This window comes from Luteibacter sp. NPDC104163, assembly GCF_055584245.1.
Genome location: NZ_JBVJMK010000006.1, coordinates 1 through 17,905, shown reverse-complemented (window position 1 = coordinate 17,905; position 17,905 = coordinate 1). Strand labels below are relative to the sequence as shown.

Genomic DNA, 17,905 nt, shown 5'->3' with positions numbered 1-17,905 from the left:
TGGGGGGGTGTGCGTTTGCCGCCCCCCCGGGTCCCGCTAAACACAAAAACCACCCCCCTCCGGGTGGGGGGGGGGGGGGGGGGGGGTTGGGGGGGCCCCCCCCCCCCCCCACCCCCCCCCCCCCCCGCTCCCACAACCGACCGGGCACCCCCGGCCTATGACTTTCTGGCGCTTGACACACCGCACAATGCGGGCCTAACGTCGGGCCATGTCTTTCAACGCGCCAGCGCTGCGTTCCATCCCGGCCACCTCCGTGGCCCGCGCGCTTGCGTCCACCACCACCGCGACTACGACCACCACCACGACCACTACGGTCGGAGGATCGGAGTCCGCGCGCGCTTAGGTTCCATGTCGCTGCCGGCCCCGACCTCCCGCAGGACGGGACCGGCGCCGGGATCCACAGCCGAAATCCCTTTCTGCGATGTGACGGGCCTCCCAAGGAGGCTTTACCGTGTCCCTCGCCGTCGCTCTTCAACGCTCGCCCTTACGCGCCGCGCCCCTGCGCGCGGCCGCCCCGCCGCTCGTCGTCAATGTCGGGGTCATCGGACCCGGCAAGGTCGGCTCGGCCTTCCTGCACCAGCTTCGCCATGCGGCGCCGCGCCTGCTGCGTGAGTGCCAGCTGGAGCTCCGCCTGCGTGCGGTCAGCGACAGCCGGCACATGTGGCTGGACTGCGACGACGAGGCCCTGAACGGCCGCACCGGCGGCGCCCAGATCTGGCGGCCCGTAGTGCTGGACGATTTCGCTGCCTACGTCGCCGGCCACCCCGGCGAGGCCGCCGTGCTGGCCGATTGCACGGCCAGTGACGCCGTGGCGGACCACTACGCCGGCTGGCTCGCCGCCGGTATCCACGTCGTCACTCCCAACAAGCGCGCCGCCAGCGGCTGCATCGACCGCTGGAAGGCGATCGGCCGCGCCTCCGACGCCAGCGGCGCCCGCCTGCATTACGAAGGCACGGTAGGCGCGGGCCTGCCGGTGGTACAGACGCTGCGCGACCTGATCGACACGGGCGATGAACTGCTCGCCGTGGAGGGCATGCTCTCCGGCACGCTGGCCTGGCTGTTCAACCGCTTCGATGGATCGGTGCCCTTCTCTGCCCTGGTTCGCGAGGCGCACGCGCTGGGCTATACGGAGCCGGACCCGCGCGATGACCTTTCCGGCATGGACGTGGCACGCAAGCTGGTGATCCTGGCCCGCGAGGCCGGGGTGGCGCTGTCGCTGGACGACGTGGCCGTGGAAAGCCTCGTGCCGGCCAGCCTGGCGTCCCTCGACCGCGACGACTTCATGGAGGCCCTTCCGGCCATGGATGCTCCGATGGCCGCCTTGCTGGATGAAGCCCGGGCGTCCGGCGGCGTGCTGCGCCACGTGGCCCGGCTCGACCGCGACGGCGCCTCGGTTGGCGTGAAAGTGCTTGAACGCAGCCACGCGTTCGCCCACGGCCAGCTCACCGACAACGTGGTGCGTTTCGCGACGCGCCGATACTGCGACAATGCCCTGGTCGTCCAGGGGCCGGGTGCCGGTCCCGAGGTCACGGCGGCGGCGGTCTTCACCGACCTGCTGCGCGTGGCCGGCGCCATGGGAGTAAAACGATGCGCATGCTGAAAGAAGACACCTCGCCCCTCGCCCCCACCGATGTCGCCACCGCCGAGGCGTTTGCCAGCGTCGGCAACGTCGGCATCGGCTTCGATATCCTTGGCCATACCGTCGAAGGTGCCGGTGATCGCGCCGAAGTGCGCCGGATTCCCGAACGTGAGGTCCGGATCGCCGCCATCCACGGCGTCGTGACCGACCTGCCACTCAAGGCGGAAGACAACACCGCGGGTGCCGCGCTGTTGTCGATGATCCGCGGGCTCGATCTCCCGTTCGGTTTCGAACTCATCCTGCACAAGGGCATCGCGCTGGGCTCTGGCATGGGCGGCTCGGCCGCTTCGTGTGTCGCCGCCGTGGTCGCTGCGAATGCGCTGCTCGACGAACCGTTGCCGCGCGAGGCGCTCTATCCGTTCGCGATGGACGGCGAGGTCGTAGCCAGTGGCAGCCGCCACGGCGATAACCTCGGGCCGATGTTGCTTGGCGGACTGGTGCTCGCCACCGATAAGCGGCTTGTCCGTGTTCCCGTGCCCGCGGAATGGTATTGCGCGCTAGTGCATCCGCATGTGGTGCTCGAAACACGCAAGGCGCGTGCGGCGTTGGCCGGGCATTACGCGCTCGGCGAGTTCGTGGCGCAGAGCGCGAACCTCGCGATGGTGCTGGCCGGCTGCTATCGCGGCGAAGCGGCGCTGGTGCGCGAAGGCCTCTCCGATGTGCTGGTGGAACCGCGCCGCGCCCCGCTCATCCCGGGGTTCCATTCGGTAAAGCAGGCCGCGCTCGATCACGGCGCCTTTGGCGCCAGCATCTCGGGCGCCGGGCCCAGCGTCTTCGGCTGGTTTGAAGACCGCGCCGCCGCCGTGGCCGCCGCGCACGACATGCAGGCGGCATTCCGCCACGCCGGCCACCGCAGCGATGCGCTCGTGGCGCCGATCGATGGCCCCGCGGCGCGGGTGGTGTGACGATGCGCTATGTGAGTACGCGCGGCGGCGCCGCGCCGGTGTCGCTTTCTTCCGCCATCGCGGCGGGACTTGCGCCGGATGGTGGGTTGTTTGTTCCCGAGGCCATGCCGCGGGTGAGCGCATTGCCCACCGGGGGGTATCTCGCCAGTACCGCCGCGGCCATGCTCGCACCGTTCTTCGAGGGCGACGGGCTTGCCGGCGAACTTGAAGCCATCTGCGCCGATGCATTCGCCCACCCTGCCCCACGCCGTGAGCTGCGCATCGCCGGTGCGCATGTGCTGGAACTCTTCCACGGGCCGACGGCGGCGTTCAAGGATTTCGGCGCGCGCTTCCTCGCCGCGTGCATCGTGCGCCTGCGCGCGGGTGCGGACCGGCCGCTGACGATCCTGGTGGCGACCTCGGGCGATACCGGTGCCGCGGTGGGCGCCGCGTTCCACGGCTTGCCCGGCGTGCGCGTGGCGATCCTCTATCCCGACAACCGGGTCTCGCCACGCCAGGCGCACCAGCTGGGCAGCTTCGGCGGCAACGTACGCGCCCTGCGTGTCGAAGGCAGCTTCGACGATTGCCAGCGGCTGGTGAAGGGTGCGCTCGGTGATCCTGCGCTGCAGTCCGACGTCCCACTCTCTTCCGCCAACAGCATCAGCCTCGGCCGCCTGCTCCCGCAGATGGCGTACTTCGGCCATGCCGCCCTGCACGCGGAGGATGGCCCGATGAACGTGATCGTCCCCACGGGCAACCTCGGCAACGCGGTGGCCTGCCTTTGGGCCCGCGAGATCGGCCTGCCGATCGGCGAAGTCGTGTTCGCCTGCAATGCCAACGACACGCTGCCGGAATTCTTTGGCGGACAGCCGTATCGGGCGCGCGATGCGGTGGCGACGATCGCTAACGCCATGGACGTGGGAGCGCCCAGCAACTTCGAGCGTCTTCTCCACCTGTTTGGTAGTGAAGAGGCAGCACGATTGAACGGCAGCGCATACGGCATCGACGACGCGACGATCCGTGACACGATCCGCCGGCATGCCGCGAGCGATGGCGAAGTATTCTGCCCGCACACCGCCACGGCAGTCCGCGTCTTCGAACAACGCCGGCTCGCCGGTGATGCACGCGCGTGGACCATGGCCGCCACCGCACACCCCGCGAAGTTCGACACGATCGTCGAGCCTTTGATTGGGCGGGCGGTTGAAGTACCGGAGGCGCTAGCGGCGATGCTTGGCCGCGAAGCTGTCGCTGAACCGCTTGCGGCTGATGCGCGACTCTTCGCTGAGTGGTTGCGCGGGTGGCAGCACTGAGGCGATGCCATCGCGTGCAAGCACGCTCCCACAAGAGCGTTGCGAGCGCTTCTGTGGGAGCGCGCTTGCGCGCGATGGGTGGTCAACGCGACCTGTCTGCCGTATTTGCCTCAGCCTCTTCGTACGGTGTTGTATCCGTAATGTAGAACTCGTAGTTGTCCGCATTTCGAATCGCCGTGCGCGGATCATTGATCGCGTAGCCCTGCGCCTTCCCTCTGCCATAACCATAGTCCGCGGTCGCAGGTCCGCGCCCGTCGCCGACAAAATGGCCGTACTCGTGAATTAGCGTCGCCACACGAGATGGCGACGGCCCATCCTCGAGCTGGCGGAAGAATGCCGGGCACAGGAATATCCTGTAGTACATCCGGTCCTCTATGTGCGCCGCAGTCGCATCGGGCCAGCCGTCGCACCCGCACAGAGGCGCGAACGATCCAAATGCGAGCCTTGAGAACGTGGCGCTTACGATGCCCTTCACGTGGTCAAGATAGGCCTTCCCCGGTGTATCGGGATCGTCCTTCTCATGCGTGAGAGTGGAGTCACCGAACCATTTCACGTAACGGGGATGGGAGGTATTTTTCGGTAGATCGCGTGTAAATACCTGTGCGCTATTTGCCGTGAGACTCGCCTTTTGCCACGCACGCGTCGCCTTGTCGTATTGATCAGAGCTGCACATAGCAGGCTCTGCAAGGGTGGAAGCCAGCCGATCACGGTACGCGGGCGCCATGACCGTTATTTCGTTTGAGAGCACGGAATCCTGGTCGCCACGCACGATCGACGCTATCTCCTCGGCTGAGGCTTGACTGGGATCGGGTTCCCAGTCCATCGAGAGCTCATAGCGAATGACGAATGGACCTCCGCTTCCGTAGTCGTATTCATAAGTAAGGTCGATCGTCTTTTCCAGCGTCTCGCCCGGTCGGACGATTCGGAACAGCGAGGGCGGCATACCTCCCCAGTTGACCCAAACGCCTCGATACGGAGCCTTGTGGCCGAAAGCGTCGACGACATGGAACTGGTCGCGAGACAGGCGACCACCCGTGGCGATGAAGGGGGTAGCAGGCTCGAATATGTGAACGGGGGCGTCGCCGTCGTTTGTCAGGGTCAGTGTGACGATGACCTGGTCGTTCGCTGCTGACATGCTGTTGTGGGTAAGCGTCGCAACCAGATGTGACCCCGCGAGGGCGTGCGTGCTGAACAGGGTGGCCGCGAGCGCGGCCCACCCGAGATATCGAAACTTCATCCTTGCTCCTTGTTCGTGCTCAGCGGGCGCTGCCGTCCAGCAGCGCGTCGATCGATTTGGCCAGCTTCGCCAGCGTTGCAATGGGCTCCGATGCCGGGCCGGTTGGCAGTTGATGCCGGGCTGCCCTCAGTGCGGCCACGAGCCGGCCGTCCGGGTCATTGATGTAAGCCCGCGAGAACACCGTGCCGCCCAAACCGCGCACGGTGTCCAGCGCGCCCTCGGTGCCGTACTCCAGTTGGAGTCCACTCCCTAGCGACACCACCCTCCCCTGCTCGATGCGTGCATCCACCACCAGGCGCTCCCCGCGGCCCGTGATGTCAGCGCCCGTGACGTCCCATGCCACCGTCCAGGTCACGAGCTCCCCACCCAGCACCTGGCGCTCGATCAGCCTGCCCTGCTCAAAGCGCTCGACGGCCTCCGGCGCGCCAGCGACGGCACCCCCCGCCTCTGCCAACACCCCGCCCAAAGCCTTGCAGCGCACTGGGAATCCAGTACCCATGTCGAGAAGCCGGTTCGGGTACGGGCCCACTTCCATGCCCATGAACTCGGTATAGACGCCAAAATTCGCCGGGCACGACCAGGCGCCGGGTCCAAAGCCGTCGCGCTCGACCAGGTCGAAGCCGCCGTCCGATCGGGGGCGACTGTAGTGATAGCGATAGGCGTAGCCGGTCGAGATCGTGGAGACCTGGGTGATCGTGCAGCCGACATACCGTTCCCAGGCGCAATTGGCGCTCATCTGCCAGCCTGCGGCTTCGGCGGCCAGCGGCGACCAGCGCTCATCCCCGTTGTACTCGGGGAAAGGCGCCATGCCGTCGTCGGCAAGCGTGGCGAGGGGGAAAACGAGGCAAAAACCAGCCGCGAGCCGCGCAAGCATGCGCGCCCCGGCCTTCCGAACATTGGCCATGAATCATCCTTTGGGTTGGCGTTCCGTGGGGAACGGTGGCAAGTCTAGGTAGACAGGACAGCGCGGGCACGCGGAAAGTGCGAACCAAATCACACTCCATCTTTTTTCGGATTCTTCTCATTTTTGGGCGCGCTTTCGAACGCGGGACGATAGTGCGTCGATGCATCCGGTGCGGATCGGCGTTGTTTCACCTGCAACCAATGGCCGCGCGCGAAGTTTTTTCCGCGCGCACGACGGTGCATACCACTTACCCACACGCTGCATTCCCATGCGGTCCCGCCGACCAAACCACACGACGGACGGATAGCCGTCCAAACACTCCTAGGAAACTTCTTTCAACAGAAACTGTTGACACGCGTCAAACGCGTGACGTACGTTCGATCGCATGACGCAGCGCACCACCATCGGCCGCTTTGCCCTGAATCGACTTACCAAGGTCGACGGCAAGCTGCGTCTCGGCGGCGGCCTCCTTCTTATTAACCTTGTACTTATTACCTGCGGAGGTGCGGGCTAAGGGCAAGTGTCCAGGTGAAACGAAAATAACCTGAAGACTCCTTAAGAACCCCGCACCCGGTAACGGATGCGGGGTTTTTTAATGCCTCCAGCCCGCCTCGACAACGAGCGGAGCCAGACATGAATCCAGCACACCAGGGCAGTACCCCCGGCAACGTCGAAAGCGACGTAGGCCGCGTGCGTATCTTCGACACCACCTTGCGCGACGGCGAACAGGCCCCTGGGTTTTCCATGGACCGGCGCGCCAAATTGCGCATGGCACAAGCCCTGGAAGCACTGGGCGTCGACATCATCGAAGCGGGGTTTCCGCAGGCTTCACCCGATGATTTCGCCGCCGTCGCCGAGATCGCCAGGACATTGAGGACACCGACGGTCGCCGCGCTGGCACGCTGCCAACCGGGGGATATCGATTCAGCGGGGAGGGCCCTGGAAGGCGCCAGGCACTCACGGATCCACCTGTTCCTGTCCACCTCTCCCCTGCATCGGGAACACAAGCTGGGGAAATCGAAGCAGGAAGTGATCGACATCGCCGCAACGGCGATCGAACGGGCCAAAGCGCTCGCCCATGAAGTTGAATTCTCCGCCGAAGATGCCCTGCGCACCGAGCCGGATTACCTCGCCGAGATCTTCTCGGTCGCCGTTGAAGCCGGCGCCTGCGTCCTGAACGCCCCCGACACCGTCGGCTACACCACCCCCGCCGAAATCACCGAGATGTTCCGCTACCTGCAGAAAAACGTGCGCGGGGCGGAAAAGGTCATCTTCTCCGCGCATTGCCACGACGATCTCGGCATGGCCGTGGCCAACAGCCTGGCCGCGATCAGCGCCGGTGCCCGCCAGGTCGAGTGCACCATCAACGGCATCGGCGAGCGCGCCGGCAACGCCGCGCTGGAAGAGATCGTGATGGCGCTGCACACGCGGCGGCCGCTGTTCAAGCTGGATACCGGCATCGTCACCCAGCACCTGTATCCCACGTCGCGCCTGCTCACCGAGGTCACCGGCCAGGCCGTGCCGCGCAACAAGGCCATCGTGGGCGATAACGCCTTCGCGCATGAATCCGGCATCCACCAGCACGGCATGCTCAAGCACCGCGGCACCTACGAAATCATGAGCCCGCAGGACGTCGGCGCGAAGACGTCACTCGTCCTGGGCAAGCACTCCGGCCGCCACGCCCTGCGCCAGCGCCTCGTCGAGCTCGACTACGAAGTGGATGAAACGACGCTCGATGCCGTCTTCGAGCGCTTCAAGGTCGTCGCCGACCGGCAGCGCTCCGTCACCAACGATGACCTCGTCGCGCTCATGGGCGCATACGAAGCCGAAAACGAGACCGCGGCCGTCGCGGTCCAGTCCTGAAGGAGGATCCATGGAAGCCCCGACCCATCTCTGGCACAACGGCCGCATCAAGGCCTGGGCCGAAGCCACCTGCCATGTCGGCGCGCACGCGCTGCACTACGGCTCCTCCGTCTTCGAAGGCATCCGCGTGTACAGCACGCCGGACGGCCCGCGCTACTTCCGCCTGGATGAGCACACCGAGCGCCTGTTCCACTCGGCCCGCGTGTACGACCTGGTGATGCCGTACGACGCCGCCACGCTCAACCGCGCGTGCCGCGAGGTGATCACCGCGAACGGCCTGACCTCGGCGTACGTGCGCCCCATCGTGTATCGCAGCGGGTTCACCTTCAGCCTGGCGCCGTCGCTGGATACGGCGGTGGACGTGGCCATCATCGCCCTGCCGTGGGGCGCGTACCACGGTGCCGATGCCATCGAGAAGGGTGTGGATGTCTGCGTTTCCTCCTGGAACCGTGCCGCGCCGAATACGTTCCCTAGCGGCGCGAAGGCTGGCGGCAACTACCTCAACAGCCAGCTGATCGCTCGCGAAGCGGTGAACGGTGGCTACGCCGAGGGCATCGCGCTGGGCACCGACGGCCTGCTCAGCGAGGGCGCGGGCGAGAACCTGTTCGTGGTGCGCAAGGGTGTCATCTACACGCCGCCGGCCGCCGCCTCGATCCTGTGCGGCATCACCCGCGATTCGATCCTCACGCTGGCGAAGGAGCTGGGCTACGAAGTGGTCGAGCAGCCGCTGCCGCGCGAGATGCTCTATTTCGCCGACGAAGTGTTCATGACCGGCACCGCCGCCGAGGTCACCGCCGTGCGCTCCGTGGACCGCAAGCCGGTCGGCAGCGGCCGTCCGGGCCCGATCACCCGCGCGCTGCAGGATGCCTTCTTCGGCCTGTTCGATGGCCGCACTGAGGACCGCTGGGGCTGGCTGACGCCCATTGAGGAAGCCACCGCCGGGAGGGTCGCGGCATGAGCGCGCGCACCCTGTTCGACAAGCTGTGGGATGCCCACCAGGTCGCGGCCGAGACCGAGAGCACGCCCGGCGTGCTGTACATCGACCTGCACATGGTCCACGAGGTGACCTCACCGCAGGCGTTCGACGAACTGCGTACGCGCGGCCTGAAGGTGCGCCGTCCGGATCGCACCCTGGCCACGCTGGATCATTCGACGCCGACCCTGCCGGCCGGTGCGGATGGCAAGCGCCCCTATTTCACGAAGGAAGCTGAAGCCCAGGTCGCGAAGCTCGAGGCCAACGTGGCCGAGTTCGGCATCGACCTGATGGGTTGGGATAGCCCGCACCGTGGTGTCGTCCACGTCGCCGGCCCCGAAGTGGGTGCGACGCACCCCGGCATGACCATCGTCTGCGGCGACAGCCACACCGCGACCCACGGCGCGTTCGGCGCACTGGCCTTCGGCATCGGCACCACCGAGGTCGGTCATGTGCTGGCCACGCAGTGCCTGCTGCAGCGCAAGCCCAGGTCGTTCGCCATCCACGTCGATGGCCAGCTGCAGCCCGGCGTGACCGCGAAAGACCTGATCCTGCACATCATCGGGAAGATCGGCATCGGCGGCGGCACTGGCCATGTGCTGGAGTACACCGGCGAAGCAGTGCGCGCGCTTTCGATGGAAGAGCGCATGACCGTCTGCAACATGTCGATCGAAGCCGGCGCGCGCGCAGGCCTGATCGCGCCGGACGACACGACGTTCGCGTGGCTGAAGGGCCGCGAGCGCGCGCCGCAGGGTGCCGCGTGGGATGCCGCCGTCGCGCACTGGCGCACGCTCACCACCGACGCCGGCGCCAGCTACGACCGCGAAGTGCGCATCGACGCCTCGGCGATCCAGCCTTCGGTCACCTACGGCACCCATCCGGGCATGGTCGTCCCCATCCATGCACCGGTGCCGGCGGCGGCCGACGCGCTGGAACAACGCGCGCTGGATTACATGAAGGTCACCGCAGGCAAGCCCATCGCAGGTGAAGCCGTCGACGTGGTCTTCATCGGCAGCTGCACCAATGGCCGCCTCTCCGACCTGCGCGCCGCCGCCGAGATCCTGCGTGGCCGTCGCGTCGCCGATGGCGTGCGCATGCTGGTGGTGCCCGGTTCCGAGCAGGTACGCCGCGATGCCGAGAGCGAAGGCCTGCACGAGGTGTTCCTGAGCGCCGGTGCCGAGTGGCGCCAGCCGGGTTGCTCCATGTGCATCGCCATGAACGGTGACATGGCCCAGCCAGGCCAGCTCGTCGTCGCCACCAGCAACCGTAACTTCGAAGGCCGCCAGGGCAAGGGTGCGCGCACCGTGCTGGCCAGCCCGCTCGTCGCCGCCGCTTCCGCCGTCGCGGGCCGCGTGGCCGATCCCCGCGACTACCTGAACCAGGAGGCCGCCGCATGAGCCGCCCGCTGACCTATGTCCATTCGCGCACCGCGGTACTGCGCGATGAGAACATCGATACCGACCGCATCATCCCGGCGCGCTTCCTCACCACCACCGAGCGCACCGGCCTCGGCAAGCACGCCTTCGAAGACTGGCGTTACGCCGCCGATGGCAGCGACGACCCCGCGTTCCCGCTGAACCAGCCGAAGGCGAAGGGTTGCTCGATCCTCGTCGCCGGCCGCAACTTCGGCTGTGGCTCCTCGCGCGAACACGCACCCTGGGCCCTGCTGGACTACGGCATCCAGGCGGTCATCTCCAACGAGATCGCCGACATCTTCCGCGGCAACGCGCTGAAGAACGGCCTGCTCGCCATCGTGCTCTCCGATGCCGAACACCGCTGGCTGCTGGATAACCCCGGCATCGAGCTGCGCATCGATATCGCCAGCAGCATCATCCGCCTGCCCGACGGCGGAAACATCCACTTCGAACTCGAACCGTTTGCCCGCCACTGCCTGCTCAACGGCGTGGACCAGATGGGCTTCCTGCTGCAGCAGGACAGCGCCATCAGCGCCTATGAACAACGCATGGAGAAAGCTGCATGAAGAAGGCCCAGATCGTCGTACTACCGGGTGACGGCATCGGCCCTGAAGTAGCCGCAGCTGGCGTCGCCGTGCTGCGTGCGGTCGCCGAGCGCTTCGGCCACCAGTTCACCTTCACCGAGCACGCCATCGGCGGCGATGCCATCGATCGCTTCAACGACCCGCTGCCGCAGGCCACCCGCGACGCGCTGCTGGCATGCGACGCCATCCTGCTCGGTGCCGTCGGCGGCCCGAAGTGGTCCGACCCGTCGGCAAAGATCCGGCCGGAGCAGGGTCTGCTGGCCATGCGCAAGCTGCTCGGCGTGTTCGCCAACGTGCGCCCGCTGAAGCTGCACCCACGCACCGCAACGCTCTCGCCGCTTAAGCCCGAACGCACGCAGGGTGTCGACCTTGTGTTCATCCGCGAACTCACCGGCGGCATCTACTTCGGCGCGAAGACGCGCAGCGAAACCGACGCTACCGATGAATGCCGTTACAGCGTCGAGGAAGTGGAACGCGTCGCGCGCCACGCCTTCGAACTGGCACGCACGCGCCGCAGGAAGGTCACCTCGGTCGACAAGGCCAACGTGCTGGAAACCTCCCGCCTGTGGCGTTCGGTCACCACGCGCGTCGCCGCCGACTATCCGGACGTCACGCTCGAGCACCAGCTGGTCGATTCGATGGCGATGCACCTGCTGACCCATCCGGCCGATTACGACGTGATCGTCACCGAGAACATGTTTGGCGACATCCTGACCGATGAAGCCTCGGTGCTGGCCGGGTCGCTCGGCCTGTCGCCGTCGGCGTCGATCGGTGGCCCGGGCGCCGGCATCTACGAGCCGATCCACGGCTCCGCCCCGGATATCGCCGGCCAGTCGGTCGCCAACCCGCTGGGAACGATCCTCTCGGCCGCCATGCTGCTGCGCCATTCGCTGGGCCTGCCGGACGAAGCGGCCACCGTCGAAGCCGCGGTCGACCACGTACTCGAACAAGCCAACCTCACCCGCGACCTGGGCGGCACGGCCACCACGCATGACGTGACCCGCGCTGTCCTGGACGCCATCCACGCCAAGGCGGAGGCCGCATGAGCACCCGGAAGATCCCCATCCGCACGCTGCGCAGCGATGCGATCAAGACCGGCCCCGATCGCGCGCCGGCCCGCGCCATGCTGCGCGCCACCGGCCTGGACGATGATGCGATCGCAAAGCCGATGGTTGCCATCGTGCACAGCTGGTCCAACGTCTCGCCGTGCAACCTCAACCTGCGCGAACTCGCCGAGGCGGCTGCCGAAGGCGTACGCGCCGCCGGTGGCACGCCGGTGGAGTTCAACACCATCGCTGTAACCGATGGCATCGCCATGGGTACCACCGGGATGCGTTCCTCGCTGGTCAGCCGCGAAGTCATCACCGATTCGATCGAGCTGGCCGTCGATGGCCATTGCCTCGATGCGATGGTGGTGCTGTGCGGTTGCGACAAGACCATCCCCGCCGCGGCGATGGCGCTGGCCCGCCTGAATATCCCGGGCGTCGCCCTCTACGGTGGCAGCATCGACCACGGCAGCCGCAACGGTTGCCCGATTACCGTGCAGAACGTGTTCGAAGCCGTGGGCGCGCATGGTGCCGGCAAGATCAGCGATGAAGAGCTGGACGATGTCGAGCGCCACGCCTGCCCGGGCGCGGGCGCCTGCGGTGGCCAGTACACCGCCAACACCATGGCGATGGTACTGACGACGCTGGGCCTCACCCCGATGGGCCTGAACGACATCCCCGCCACGCATCCGTCGAAGCGCGATGCCGCGTTCCGTTGCGGCGAGCTGGCGATGGAATGCCTCAACGCCGACCGCAAGCCCCGTGACGTGATGACCCGCGCCGCGTTCGATAACGCCGCCCGCGTCGTCGCCGCCACCGCCGGTTCGACCAATGCAGTCCTGCATCTGCTGGCGATGGCCAACGAAGCACGCGTACCGCTCTCGATCGAAGACTTCGAGCCGGCCTCGAAGAACACTCCGGTCATCGCCGACCTTATGCCGGGTGGCCGCTACAGCGCGGTGGAAATGTCCGCCGCCGGTGGCGTCGCCATCGTCGCCCGCGAACTGCGCGCGGCCGGCATGCTGTCTAACACCGACACGGTCACCGGCCGCACGCTGTTCGAGGAGCTCGACGCGGCGCCGCCCGCGACGGAAGGCCAGGTCGTCGTCCGCCCGGTGAGCAACGCCTTCAAGCCACGCGGCGGCTACAGCATCCTCTACGGCAACCTCTCGCCGGAAGGCTGCATCCTGAAGCTGGCCGGCCACGGGCGCAGCAGCCATGCCGGTCCGGCACGCGTGTTCGAGAGTGAGGAAGAAGCGTTCGCCGCGGTGCAGGCCGGCCGCATCCGTGCGGGCGATGTCATGGTCATCCGTAATGAAGGCCCCGCAGGGGGTCCCGGCATGCGCGAGATGCTCGCCGTCACCGCAGCGCTGGTCGGCCGCGGCCTCGGCAACGACGTCGCGCTGATCACCGATGGCCGCTTCAGCGGCGCGACACACGGCTTCATGGTCGGGCATATCGCACCGGAAGCGGCACGCGGCGGGCCGATCGGTTTGCTTCGCGAAGGTGACGCCATCTTCATCGATGCAACCACGCGCGAGCTGCGCACGGATGCCGACCTGGCCTCACGCCGCGGCACGTGGCGCCCCGCGGCGCCAAAGGTGACGCGTGGCGTACTCGCCAAGTACGCCCGCCTCGTTGGCTCGGCGGCCGAAGGCGCCGTCACCCAGGCGTTCGACGACGCACCCGCCACCGCACCACGCGTACGCCGCGAAATCGAAGACGAAGACATGACCCAGGAACTCATCGGTAACTAAGCCAGCCGACCAACCCATTGTGGGAGCGTGCTTGCACGCGATGGATTTCCCGCACCACCCATCGCGCGCAAGCGCGCTCCCACCAAACCACACTCGCCAAGGAAAACGATCATGACCGAGAAACAAGCCACCACCGCCCCGCTGCAGAACGCTCGCATCGCCGTGCTCGGCTACGGCAGCCAGGGCCGCGCGCATGCGCTGAACCTGAAAGACTCCGGACTCGACGTGGTCGTGGGCCTGCGCCCCGGCGGCCCTTCGTGGAACCGCGCCTACGTCGATGGCTTCGCCGTCGCCGAGCCGGCCGATGCCGTTCGTGGTGCCGACCTGGTCGCCGTGCTGACGCCGGACATGACCCAGCCGGGCATCTACAAGGACGCGATCGAAGCGAACATCAAGCCGGGCGCCACCCTGCTCTTCGCGCACGGGTTCAACGTGCATTTCGGCCAGATCACCCCCCGCGCCGACATCGATGTCGTGCTCGTCGCGCCGAAGGGCCCGGGCGCCCTCGTTCGCCGCGAGTATGAGATCGGTCGCGGCGTGCCCTGCCTGTACGCCGTGCACCAGGACGCCACCGGCCATGCCAGCGAGAAGGCCACGGCGTATGCGGCCGGCATCGGCGGCGCCCGCGCCATGCTGATCGAGACCGACTTCAAGGAAGAGACCGAGACCGACCTGTTCGGCGAGCAGGCCGTGCTGTGTGGCGGTGCTTCCGAGCTGGTCATCAAGGGCTTCGAAACGCTGGTCGAAGCCGGCTACCGCCCGGAGATCGCGTACTACGAGGTGATGCACGAACTGAAGCTGATCGTGGACCTGTTCTACGAAGGCGGCATCGCCCGCATGCTCGAGTTCATCTCCGAGACCGCGCAGTACGGCGACTACACCCGTGGCCCGCGCGTGGTCGATGAAGGCACGAAGGAACGAATGAAGACCGTGCTGAAGGAGATCCAGGACGGCACGTTCGCCCGTGAATGGACCGCCGAGTACAAGGCCGGCCTGCCGAACTACAAGGCATTCAAGCAGCGCGACCTCGAGCACCCGATCGAGAAGGTCGGCGCCCAGCTCCGCGCCCGCATGCCCTGGCTCGCCGCGAACCAGCCGAAGCCGGCCGAGGAACCGTCGAAGACTGCCTGATCAACCCTGTGGGAGCGGGGGGGGGGGCGGGGGGGGTTGGGGGGGCCCCCACCCCCCCCCCCCCCCCCCCCCCCCCCCCACGACAGCGAACTCATAAGGAAACCCAAGTGAACGCGCAACTGGATACCGTCGGCGACATTCGCCGCACTACCTCGAAGCACCCCCTGGCCGGGCGCGCCATGACCGGCGCCGATATCGTCGTGCAAGTGCTTGCCGATGAAGGCCTCGATGTACTTTTCGGTTATTCCGGCGGCGCGATCCTTCCCGTGTACGACGCGGTATTCCGTTTCAACGCCGAGCATGCGGGTGCCGACGGGAGTGAGCCGCTCCCGCTGATCGTCCCCGCCAACGAGCAGGGCGCATGTTTCATGGCAGCCGGCTACGCGCGTGCCTCCGGCCGCGTCGGTGTCGCGCTCGTCACGTCCGGTCCGGGTGCCACCAATGCCGTGACGCCCGTGCGCGATTCCATGGCCGATTCCATCCCGCTGGTCGTCATCAGCGGCCAGGTGCCAACCGGCGCCATCGGTACGGACGCCTTCCAGGAGGCACCCATCAGCCAGATCATGGGCTCGTGCGCCAAGCACGTGTTCCTGGTGACCGACGCCACGACGCTCGAAGCGACGTTACGCACGGCGTTCCATATCGCCCGCAGCGGCCGCCCCGGCCCCGTCGTGATCGATATCCCCAAGGATGTGCAGAACTCCCCGCTCACCTTCGACGGTGGCCGCGAGTTGCCCGTGCGCGGGTACCGCTCGCGCCTGCACGCGGTGGAGTCCGCCACGCTGGACGACGCGCACTGCGCCGCGTTCTTCGATGCACTGGCGAAGGCCGAGCGCCCGCTCATCTATGCCGGCGGCGGTGTCGTCGCGGCCGGCGCCGCAGGTCCGCTGCGCGAGTTCGCGCATACGTTCGGCATACCCGTGGTCACGACGCTGATGGGCATCGGCGGTTTCGACACCACCGATCCGCTCGCGCTGCACATGCTGGGCATGCACGGCGCCGCATATGCCAACTACGCCATGGACGATTGCGACTTCGTCTTCGCCCTGGGCGCGCGCTTCGACGATCGCGTGGTCGGCGTTCCGGACCAGTTCGCACCGCGCGCCAAGGCCATCGCCCAGGTCGATATCGATCCGGCCGAGATCGGCAAGGTGAAGGCCGTGGACTGGCACCACGTCGGTTCACTGGAAACCACGCTGGACCGGTTGCTGGCGTATGGCGCGCGCAAGGGCTTCCGCAAGGATCTCTCGGCGTGGCACCAGCACGTCGCCGCGCTGAAGCGCGAGCACAGGATGAATTTCTGCCGCGATGGCGAGCACATCCAGCCGTGCGCCGTGATCGAGGCAATCAACCGGATCACCAATGGCCGCGCCATCATCAGCACCGGCGTGGGCCAGCACCAGATGTGGGCCGCGCAATATTTCGATTTCCGTGAGCCCCGCCACTGGCTCACCTCAGGCTCGATGGGCACGATGGGCTTTGGCCTGCCCGCCGCCATCGGCGCGCAGTTCGCCCGCCGCGACCTCACCGTGATCGACATCGACGGCGACGCCAGCATCCGCATGAATATCGGTGAGCTAGAAACCGTGACCACCTATAACCTGCCGGTGAAGATCGTCGTGCTGAACAACAGCGGCGACGGCATGGTCCGCCAGTGGCAGAAGCTGTTCTTCAAGGGGCGTTTCTCCGCATCCGACAAGAGCCTGCACAAGAAGGATTTCGTCCGCGCCGCACAGGCGGATGGCTTCGAGTGGGCGCAGCGCCTGGATGATCCCAAAGCCATCGAGGCGACCATCGCCGACTTCCTCGCATTCGACGGCCCGGCGTTCCTGGAAGTGGTGATCGACCCCGATGCCGGCGTCTATCCCATGGTGGGCCCGGGTGCGACCTATGCCGAGATGATCACCGGTGACTGGATCCCGAGCCGTAGCGCACCGGTGGCGCCGACGGGCCAGCCGACGGGGATGTTCTGACCATGCGGCACACGATTTCCATCCTGCTGCAGAACGAAGCCGGCGCGCTGGCACGCGTCGCCGGCCTGTTCGCGTCGCGTGGATACAACATCGAATCGCTCACCGTCGCCGCCACGCACGACGAGGATGTGTCGCGGCTCACGCTCGTGGTGTTCGGCGATGATGCGGTGGTGGAGCAGATCATCAAGCAATCGGCGAAGCTGGTGGATGTCATCGAGATCGGCGAGCTCACGCGCAAGGTGCACGTGGAGCGGGAGTTGCTCGTGGCTCGGGTCGAAGCCGGCGGCGACGCCGTGGATACCTGCCTCGGCCGCTTCGGCGGCCGCCTGCTCCAGCGCGAAGGCGGGCAGTCCGTCGTCGAATTCACCGGGCGCGCGGATGAGGTGGATGCGTTCCTCGACGCGCTGCGCCTTGCCGGCGACATCGCCGACCATGCCCGCAGCGGCATCGCCGCCATAGAGCGGCCGCTGGTTACGGCGTAGCAACTACGACTGTGGGAGCGCGCGTGCGCGCGATCGCGCGCAAGCGCGCTCCCACAAGGGCGTCGACGGACCAGGGGCCGGCGCCGCCGATGCATAGCGCAACCAACCCGGCGAGGTACAGCAGGTCGGTCTCGTAGCCGGGCTGGCCGAAGTGCGCCCCCATCGCATCGAATGCCTGCAGCTTGATCGAGCTGAAGCCGTTGGGCAGGTGCACCGTGACGATGGCGACGACCAGCACGACGATCATCGGAATACTTACCAGTGGCAGCAGCGCGCCGAGCAGGACCATGAGGCCGCCTCCCAGCTCCACCAGGATCGTGGCCCAGCCCAGTAGCTCCGCATGCGGCAAACCCATCGCGTGCAGGATGCCGATGAAGTCGCCGGCGCCGCGGGACAGCTTGGCATAGCCGTGCTGCATGAAGCCGAAGCCCACGATGAGCCGCAGTGGCAAGGCGTACCAGGCCGCGGGGACCGGCAGGGGTGAAACGGCGAGACGAACGAGGCGCATGGAAGCATTCCTGTGGGCAACACAGGGAAGTTCGCTTGCCGGCAGTGAAAAGTTACACGATGTTGTGGGAGCGCGCGTGCGCGCGATCGCGCGCAAGCGCGCGCCCCCCACGGGGGTGACAGACCATGTTTTCCCGGCCCGGCTGCAGGCCGGGGGACCGGGGGGGGGAACCCACCCCGGCAAGCGCGGCGGGGACGGG

General features: G+C 67.1%; 16 protein-coding genes and 1 pseudogene. 14 read left to right on the top strand and 3 right to left on the bottom strand.

Translation table 11 applies throughout. The annotated features are described in order from the left end of the window. Nucleotides 1–451: 451 nt before the first annotated feature. The 4 genes and pseudogenes from ACZ6YI_RS09020 to thrC form a co-directional block, all read left to right on the top strand. A pseudogene (locus ACZ6YI_RS09020) lies at nt 452–937 on the top strand (homoserine dehydrogenase family protein); the annotation flags it as partial. Between the two features lie 36 nt (nt 938–973). Continuing rightward, on the top strand, nt 974–1,600 hold the full coding sequence (locus ACZ6YI_RS09015) for a hypothetical protein (protein WP_465778549.1): 627 nt from the start codon (nt 974–976) through the stop codon (nt 1,598–1,600). Continuing rightward, nucleotides 1,588–2,544 carry a homoserine kinase gene (locus ACZ6YI_RS09010; RefSeq protein ID WP_465778349.1) on the top strand — a complete coding sequence of 319 codons (957 nt, stop codon included), beginning with the start codon at nt 1,588–1,590 and terminating at the stop codon, nt 2,542–2,544. The genes ACZ6YI_RS09015 and ACZ6YI_RS09010 overlap by 13 nt, the downstream gene beginning before the upstream one ends. 2 nt (nt 2,545–2,546) lie before the next feature. Then, nucleotides 2,547–3,833 (top strand): threonine synthase, encoded by a 1,287-nt coding sequence (gene thrC / locus ACZ6YI_RS09005; protein ID WP_465778548.1) that lies wholly within the window; start codon nt 2,547–2,549, stop codon nt 3,831–3,833. Between the two features lie 82 nt (nt 3,834–3,915). Here the strand turns inward: thrC and ACZ6YI_RS09000 are convergent, their stop codons facing one another. Both ACZ6YI_RS09000 and ACZ6YI_RS08995 read right to left on the bottom strand, forming a co-directional pair. Continuing rightward, nucleotides 3,916–5,070 carry a M35 family metallo-endopeptidase gene (locus ACZ6YI_RS09000; RefSeq protein ID WP_465778348.1) on the bottom strand — a complete coding sequence of 385 codons (1,155 nt, stop codon included), beginning with the start codon at nt 5,068–5,070 and terminating at the stop codon, nt 3,916–3,918. A 19-nt stretch (nt 5,071–5,089) separates the two neighbouring features. Further along, a complete protein-coding gene (locus tag ACZ6YI_RS08995) occupies nt 5,090–5,974 on the bottom strand; it encodes a hypothetical protein (protein WP_465778347.1) in 885 nt (294 codons plus the stop codon). A gap of 385 nt (nt 5,975–6,359) precedes the next feature. Between ACZ6YI_RS08995 and ACZ6YI_RS08990 the strand changes: the two genes are divergently transcribed. From ACZ6YI_RS08990 to ilvN, 10 genes are all read left to right on the top strand, one after another. After that, entirely contained in the window at nt 6,360–6,488 is a 129-nt protein-coding gene (locus ACZ6YI_RS08990) for a hypothetical protein (RefSeq protein ID WP_440327767.1), read from the top strand. 119 nt (nt 6,489–6,607) lie between these two features. Then, nucleotides 6,608–7,837 carry a 2-isopropylmalate synthase gene (locus ACZ6YI_RS08985; protein ID WP_465778346.1) on the top strand — a complete coding sequence of 410 codons (1,230 nt, stop codon included), beginning with the start codon at nt 6,608–6,610 and terminating at the stop codon, nt 7,835–7,837. 10 nt (nt 7,838–7,847) lie between these two features. Continuing rightward, on the top strand, nt 7,848–8,795 hold the full coding sequence (locus tag ACZ6YI_RS08980) for a branched-chain amino acid transaminase (protein WP_440327765.1): 948 nt from the start codon (nt 7,848–7,850) through the stop codon (nt 8,793–8,795). Continuing rightward, complete coding sequence (gene leuC / locus ACZ6YI_RS08975) at nt 8,792–10,207, top strand: 3-isopropylmalate dehydratase large subunit (RefSeq protein ID WP_465778345.1); 1,416 nt, start codon at nt 8,792–8,794, stop codon at nt 10,205–10,207. Before ACZ6YI_RS08980 ends, leuC begins: the two co-directional genes overlap by 4 nt. Then, nucleotides 10,204–10,791: a 3-isopropylmalate dehydratase small subunit gene (gene leuD / locus ACZ6YI_RS08970; RefSeq protein ID WP_465778344.1), complete on the top strand. Its 588-nt coding sequence runs from the start codon at nt 10,204–10,206 to the stop codon at nt 10,789–10,791. Before leuC ends, leuD begins: the two co-directional genes overlap by 4 nt. Further along, a complete protein-coding gene (gene leuB, locus ACZ6YI_RS08965; RefSeq protein WP_465778343.1) occupies nt 10,788–11,855 on the top strand; it encodes a 3-isopropylmalate dehydrogenase in 1,068 nt (355 codons plus the stop codon). The genes leuD and leuB overlap by 4 nt, the downstream gene beginning before the upstream one ends. Further along, entirely contained in the window at nt 11,852–13,612 is a 1,761-nt protein-coding gene (gene ilvD / locus ACZ6YI_RS08960; RefSeq protein ID WP_465778342.1) for a dihydroxy-acid dehydratase, read from the top strand. Before leuB ends, ilvD begins: the two co-directional genes overlap by 4 nt. Nucleotides 13,613–13,723: 111 nt before the next feature. After that, the gene (ilvC, locus tag ACZ6YI_RS08955) at nt 13,724–14,743 is read left to right on the top strand and encodes a ketol-acid reductoisomerase (protein WP_465778341.1); all 1,020 of its coding nucleotides are present in this window, start codon (nt 13,724–13,726) and stop codon (nt 14,741–14,743) included. Between the two features lie 179 nt (nt 14,744–14,922). Beyond that, complete coding sequence (ilvB, locus tag ACZ6YI_RS08950) at nt 14,923–16,716, top strand: biosynthetic-type acetolactate synthase large subunit (RefSeq protein ID WP_465778547.1); 1,794 nt, start codon at nt 14,923–14,925, stop codon at nt 16,714–16,716. A gap of 2 nt (nt 16,717–16,718) precedes the next feature. Next, entirely contained in the window at nt 16,719–17,198 is a 480-nt protein-coding gene (ilvN, locus tag ACZ6YI_RS08945) for an acetolactate synthase small subunit (RefSeq protein ID WP_440326897.1), read from the top strand. On the opposite strand, the gene ACZ6YI_RS08940 is transcribed toward ilvN, so the two are convergent. Next, entirely contained in the window at nt 17,188–17,706 is a 519-nt protein-coding gene (locus ACZ6YI_RS08940; RefSeq protein ID WP_465778340.1) for a DoxX family protein, read from the bottom strand. The genes ilvN and ACZ6YI_RS08940 overlap by 11 nt on opposite strands. Between the last annotated feature and the right edge of the window lie 199 nt (nt 17,707–17,905).

Bases quoted from the DNA above. Each gene is read 5' to 3' on its own strand.
- ilvN (WP_440326897.1), top strand. From the start codon at position 16,719: ATGCGGCACACGATTTCCATCCTGCTGCAGAACGAAGCCGGCGCGCTG.
- ACZ6YI_RS08980 (WP_440327765.1), top strand. From the start codon at position 7,848: ATGGAAGCCCCGACCCATCTCTGGCACAACGGCCGCATCAAGGCCTGG.
- ACZ6YI_RS08985 (WP_465778346.1), top strand. From the start codon at position 6,608: ATGAATCCAGCACACCAGGGCAGTACCCCCGGCAACGTCGAAAGCGAC.
- ACZ6YI_RS09000 (WP_465778348.1), bottom strand. From the start codon at position 5,070: ATGAAGTTTCGATATCTCGGGTGGGCCGCGCTCGCGGCCACCCTGTTC.
- thrC (WP_465778548.1), top strand. From the start codon at position 2,547: ATGCGCTATGTGAGTACGCGCGGCGGCGCCGCGCCGGTGTCGCTTTCT.
- ilvC (WP_465778341.1), top strand. From the start codon at position 13,724: ATGACCGAGAAACAAGCCACCACCGCCCCGCTGCAGAACGCTCGCATC.
- leuD (WP_465778344.1), top strand. From the start codon at position 10,204: ATGAGCCGCCCGCTGACCTATGTCCATTCGCGCACCGCGGTACTGCGC.
- leuC (WP_465778345.1), top strand. From the start codon at position 8,792: ATGAGCGCGCGCACCCTGTTCGACAAGCTGTGGGATGCCCACCAGGTC.
- ACZ6YI_RS09010 (WP_465778349.1), top strand. From the start codon at position 1,588: ATGCGCATGCTGAAAGAAGACACCTCGCCCCTCGCCCCCACCGATGTC.
- ACZ6YI_RS08995 (WP_465778347.1), bottom strand. From the start codon at position 5,974: ATGGCCAATGTTCGGAAGGCCGGGGCGCGCATGCTTGCGCGGCTCGCG.
- ACZ6YI_RS08990 (WP_440327767.1), top strand. From the start codon at position 6,360: ATGACGCAGCGCACCACCATCGGCCGCTTTGCCCTGAATCGACTTACC.
- ilvB (WP_465778547.1), top strand. From the start codon at position 14,923: ATGACCGGCGCCGATATCGTCGTGCAAGTGCTTGCCGATGAAGGCCTC.
- ilvD (WP_465778342.1), top strand. From the start codon at position 11,852: ATGAGCACCCGGAAGATCCCCATCCGCACGCTGCGCAGCGATGCGATC.
- leuB (WP_465778343.1), top strand. From the start codon at position 10,788: ATGAAGAAGGCCCAGATCGTCGTACTACCGGGTGACGGCATCGGCCCT.
- ACZ6YI_RS08940 (WP_465778340.1), bottom strand. From the start codon at position 17,706: ATGCGCCTCGTTCGTCTCGCCGTTTCACCCCTGCCGGTCCCCGCGGCC.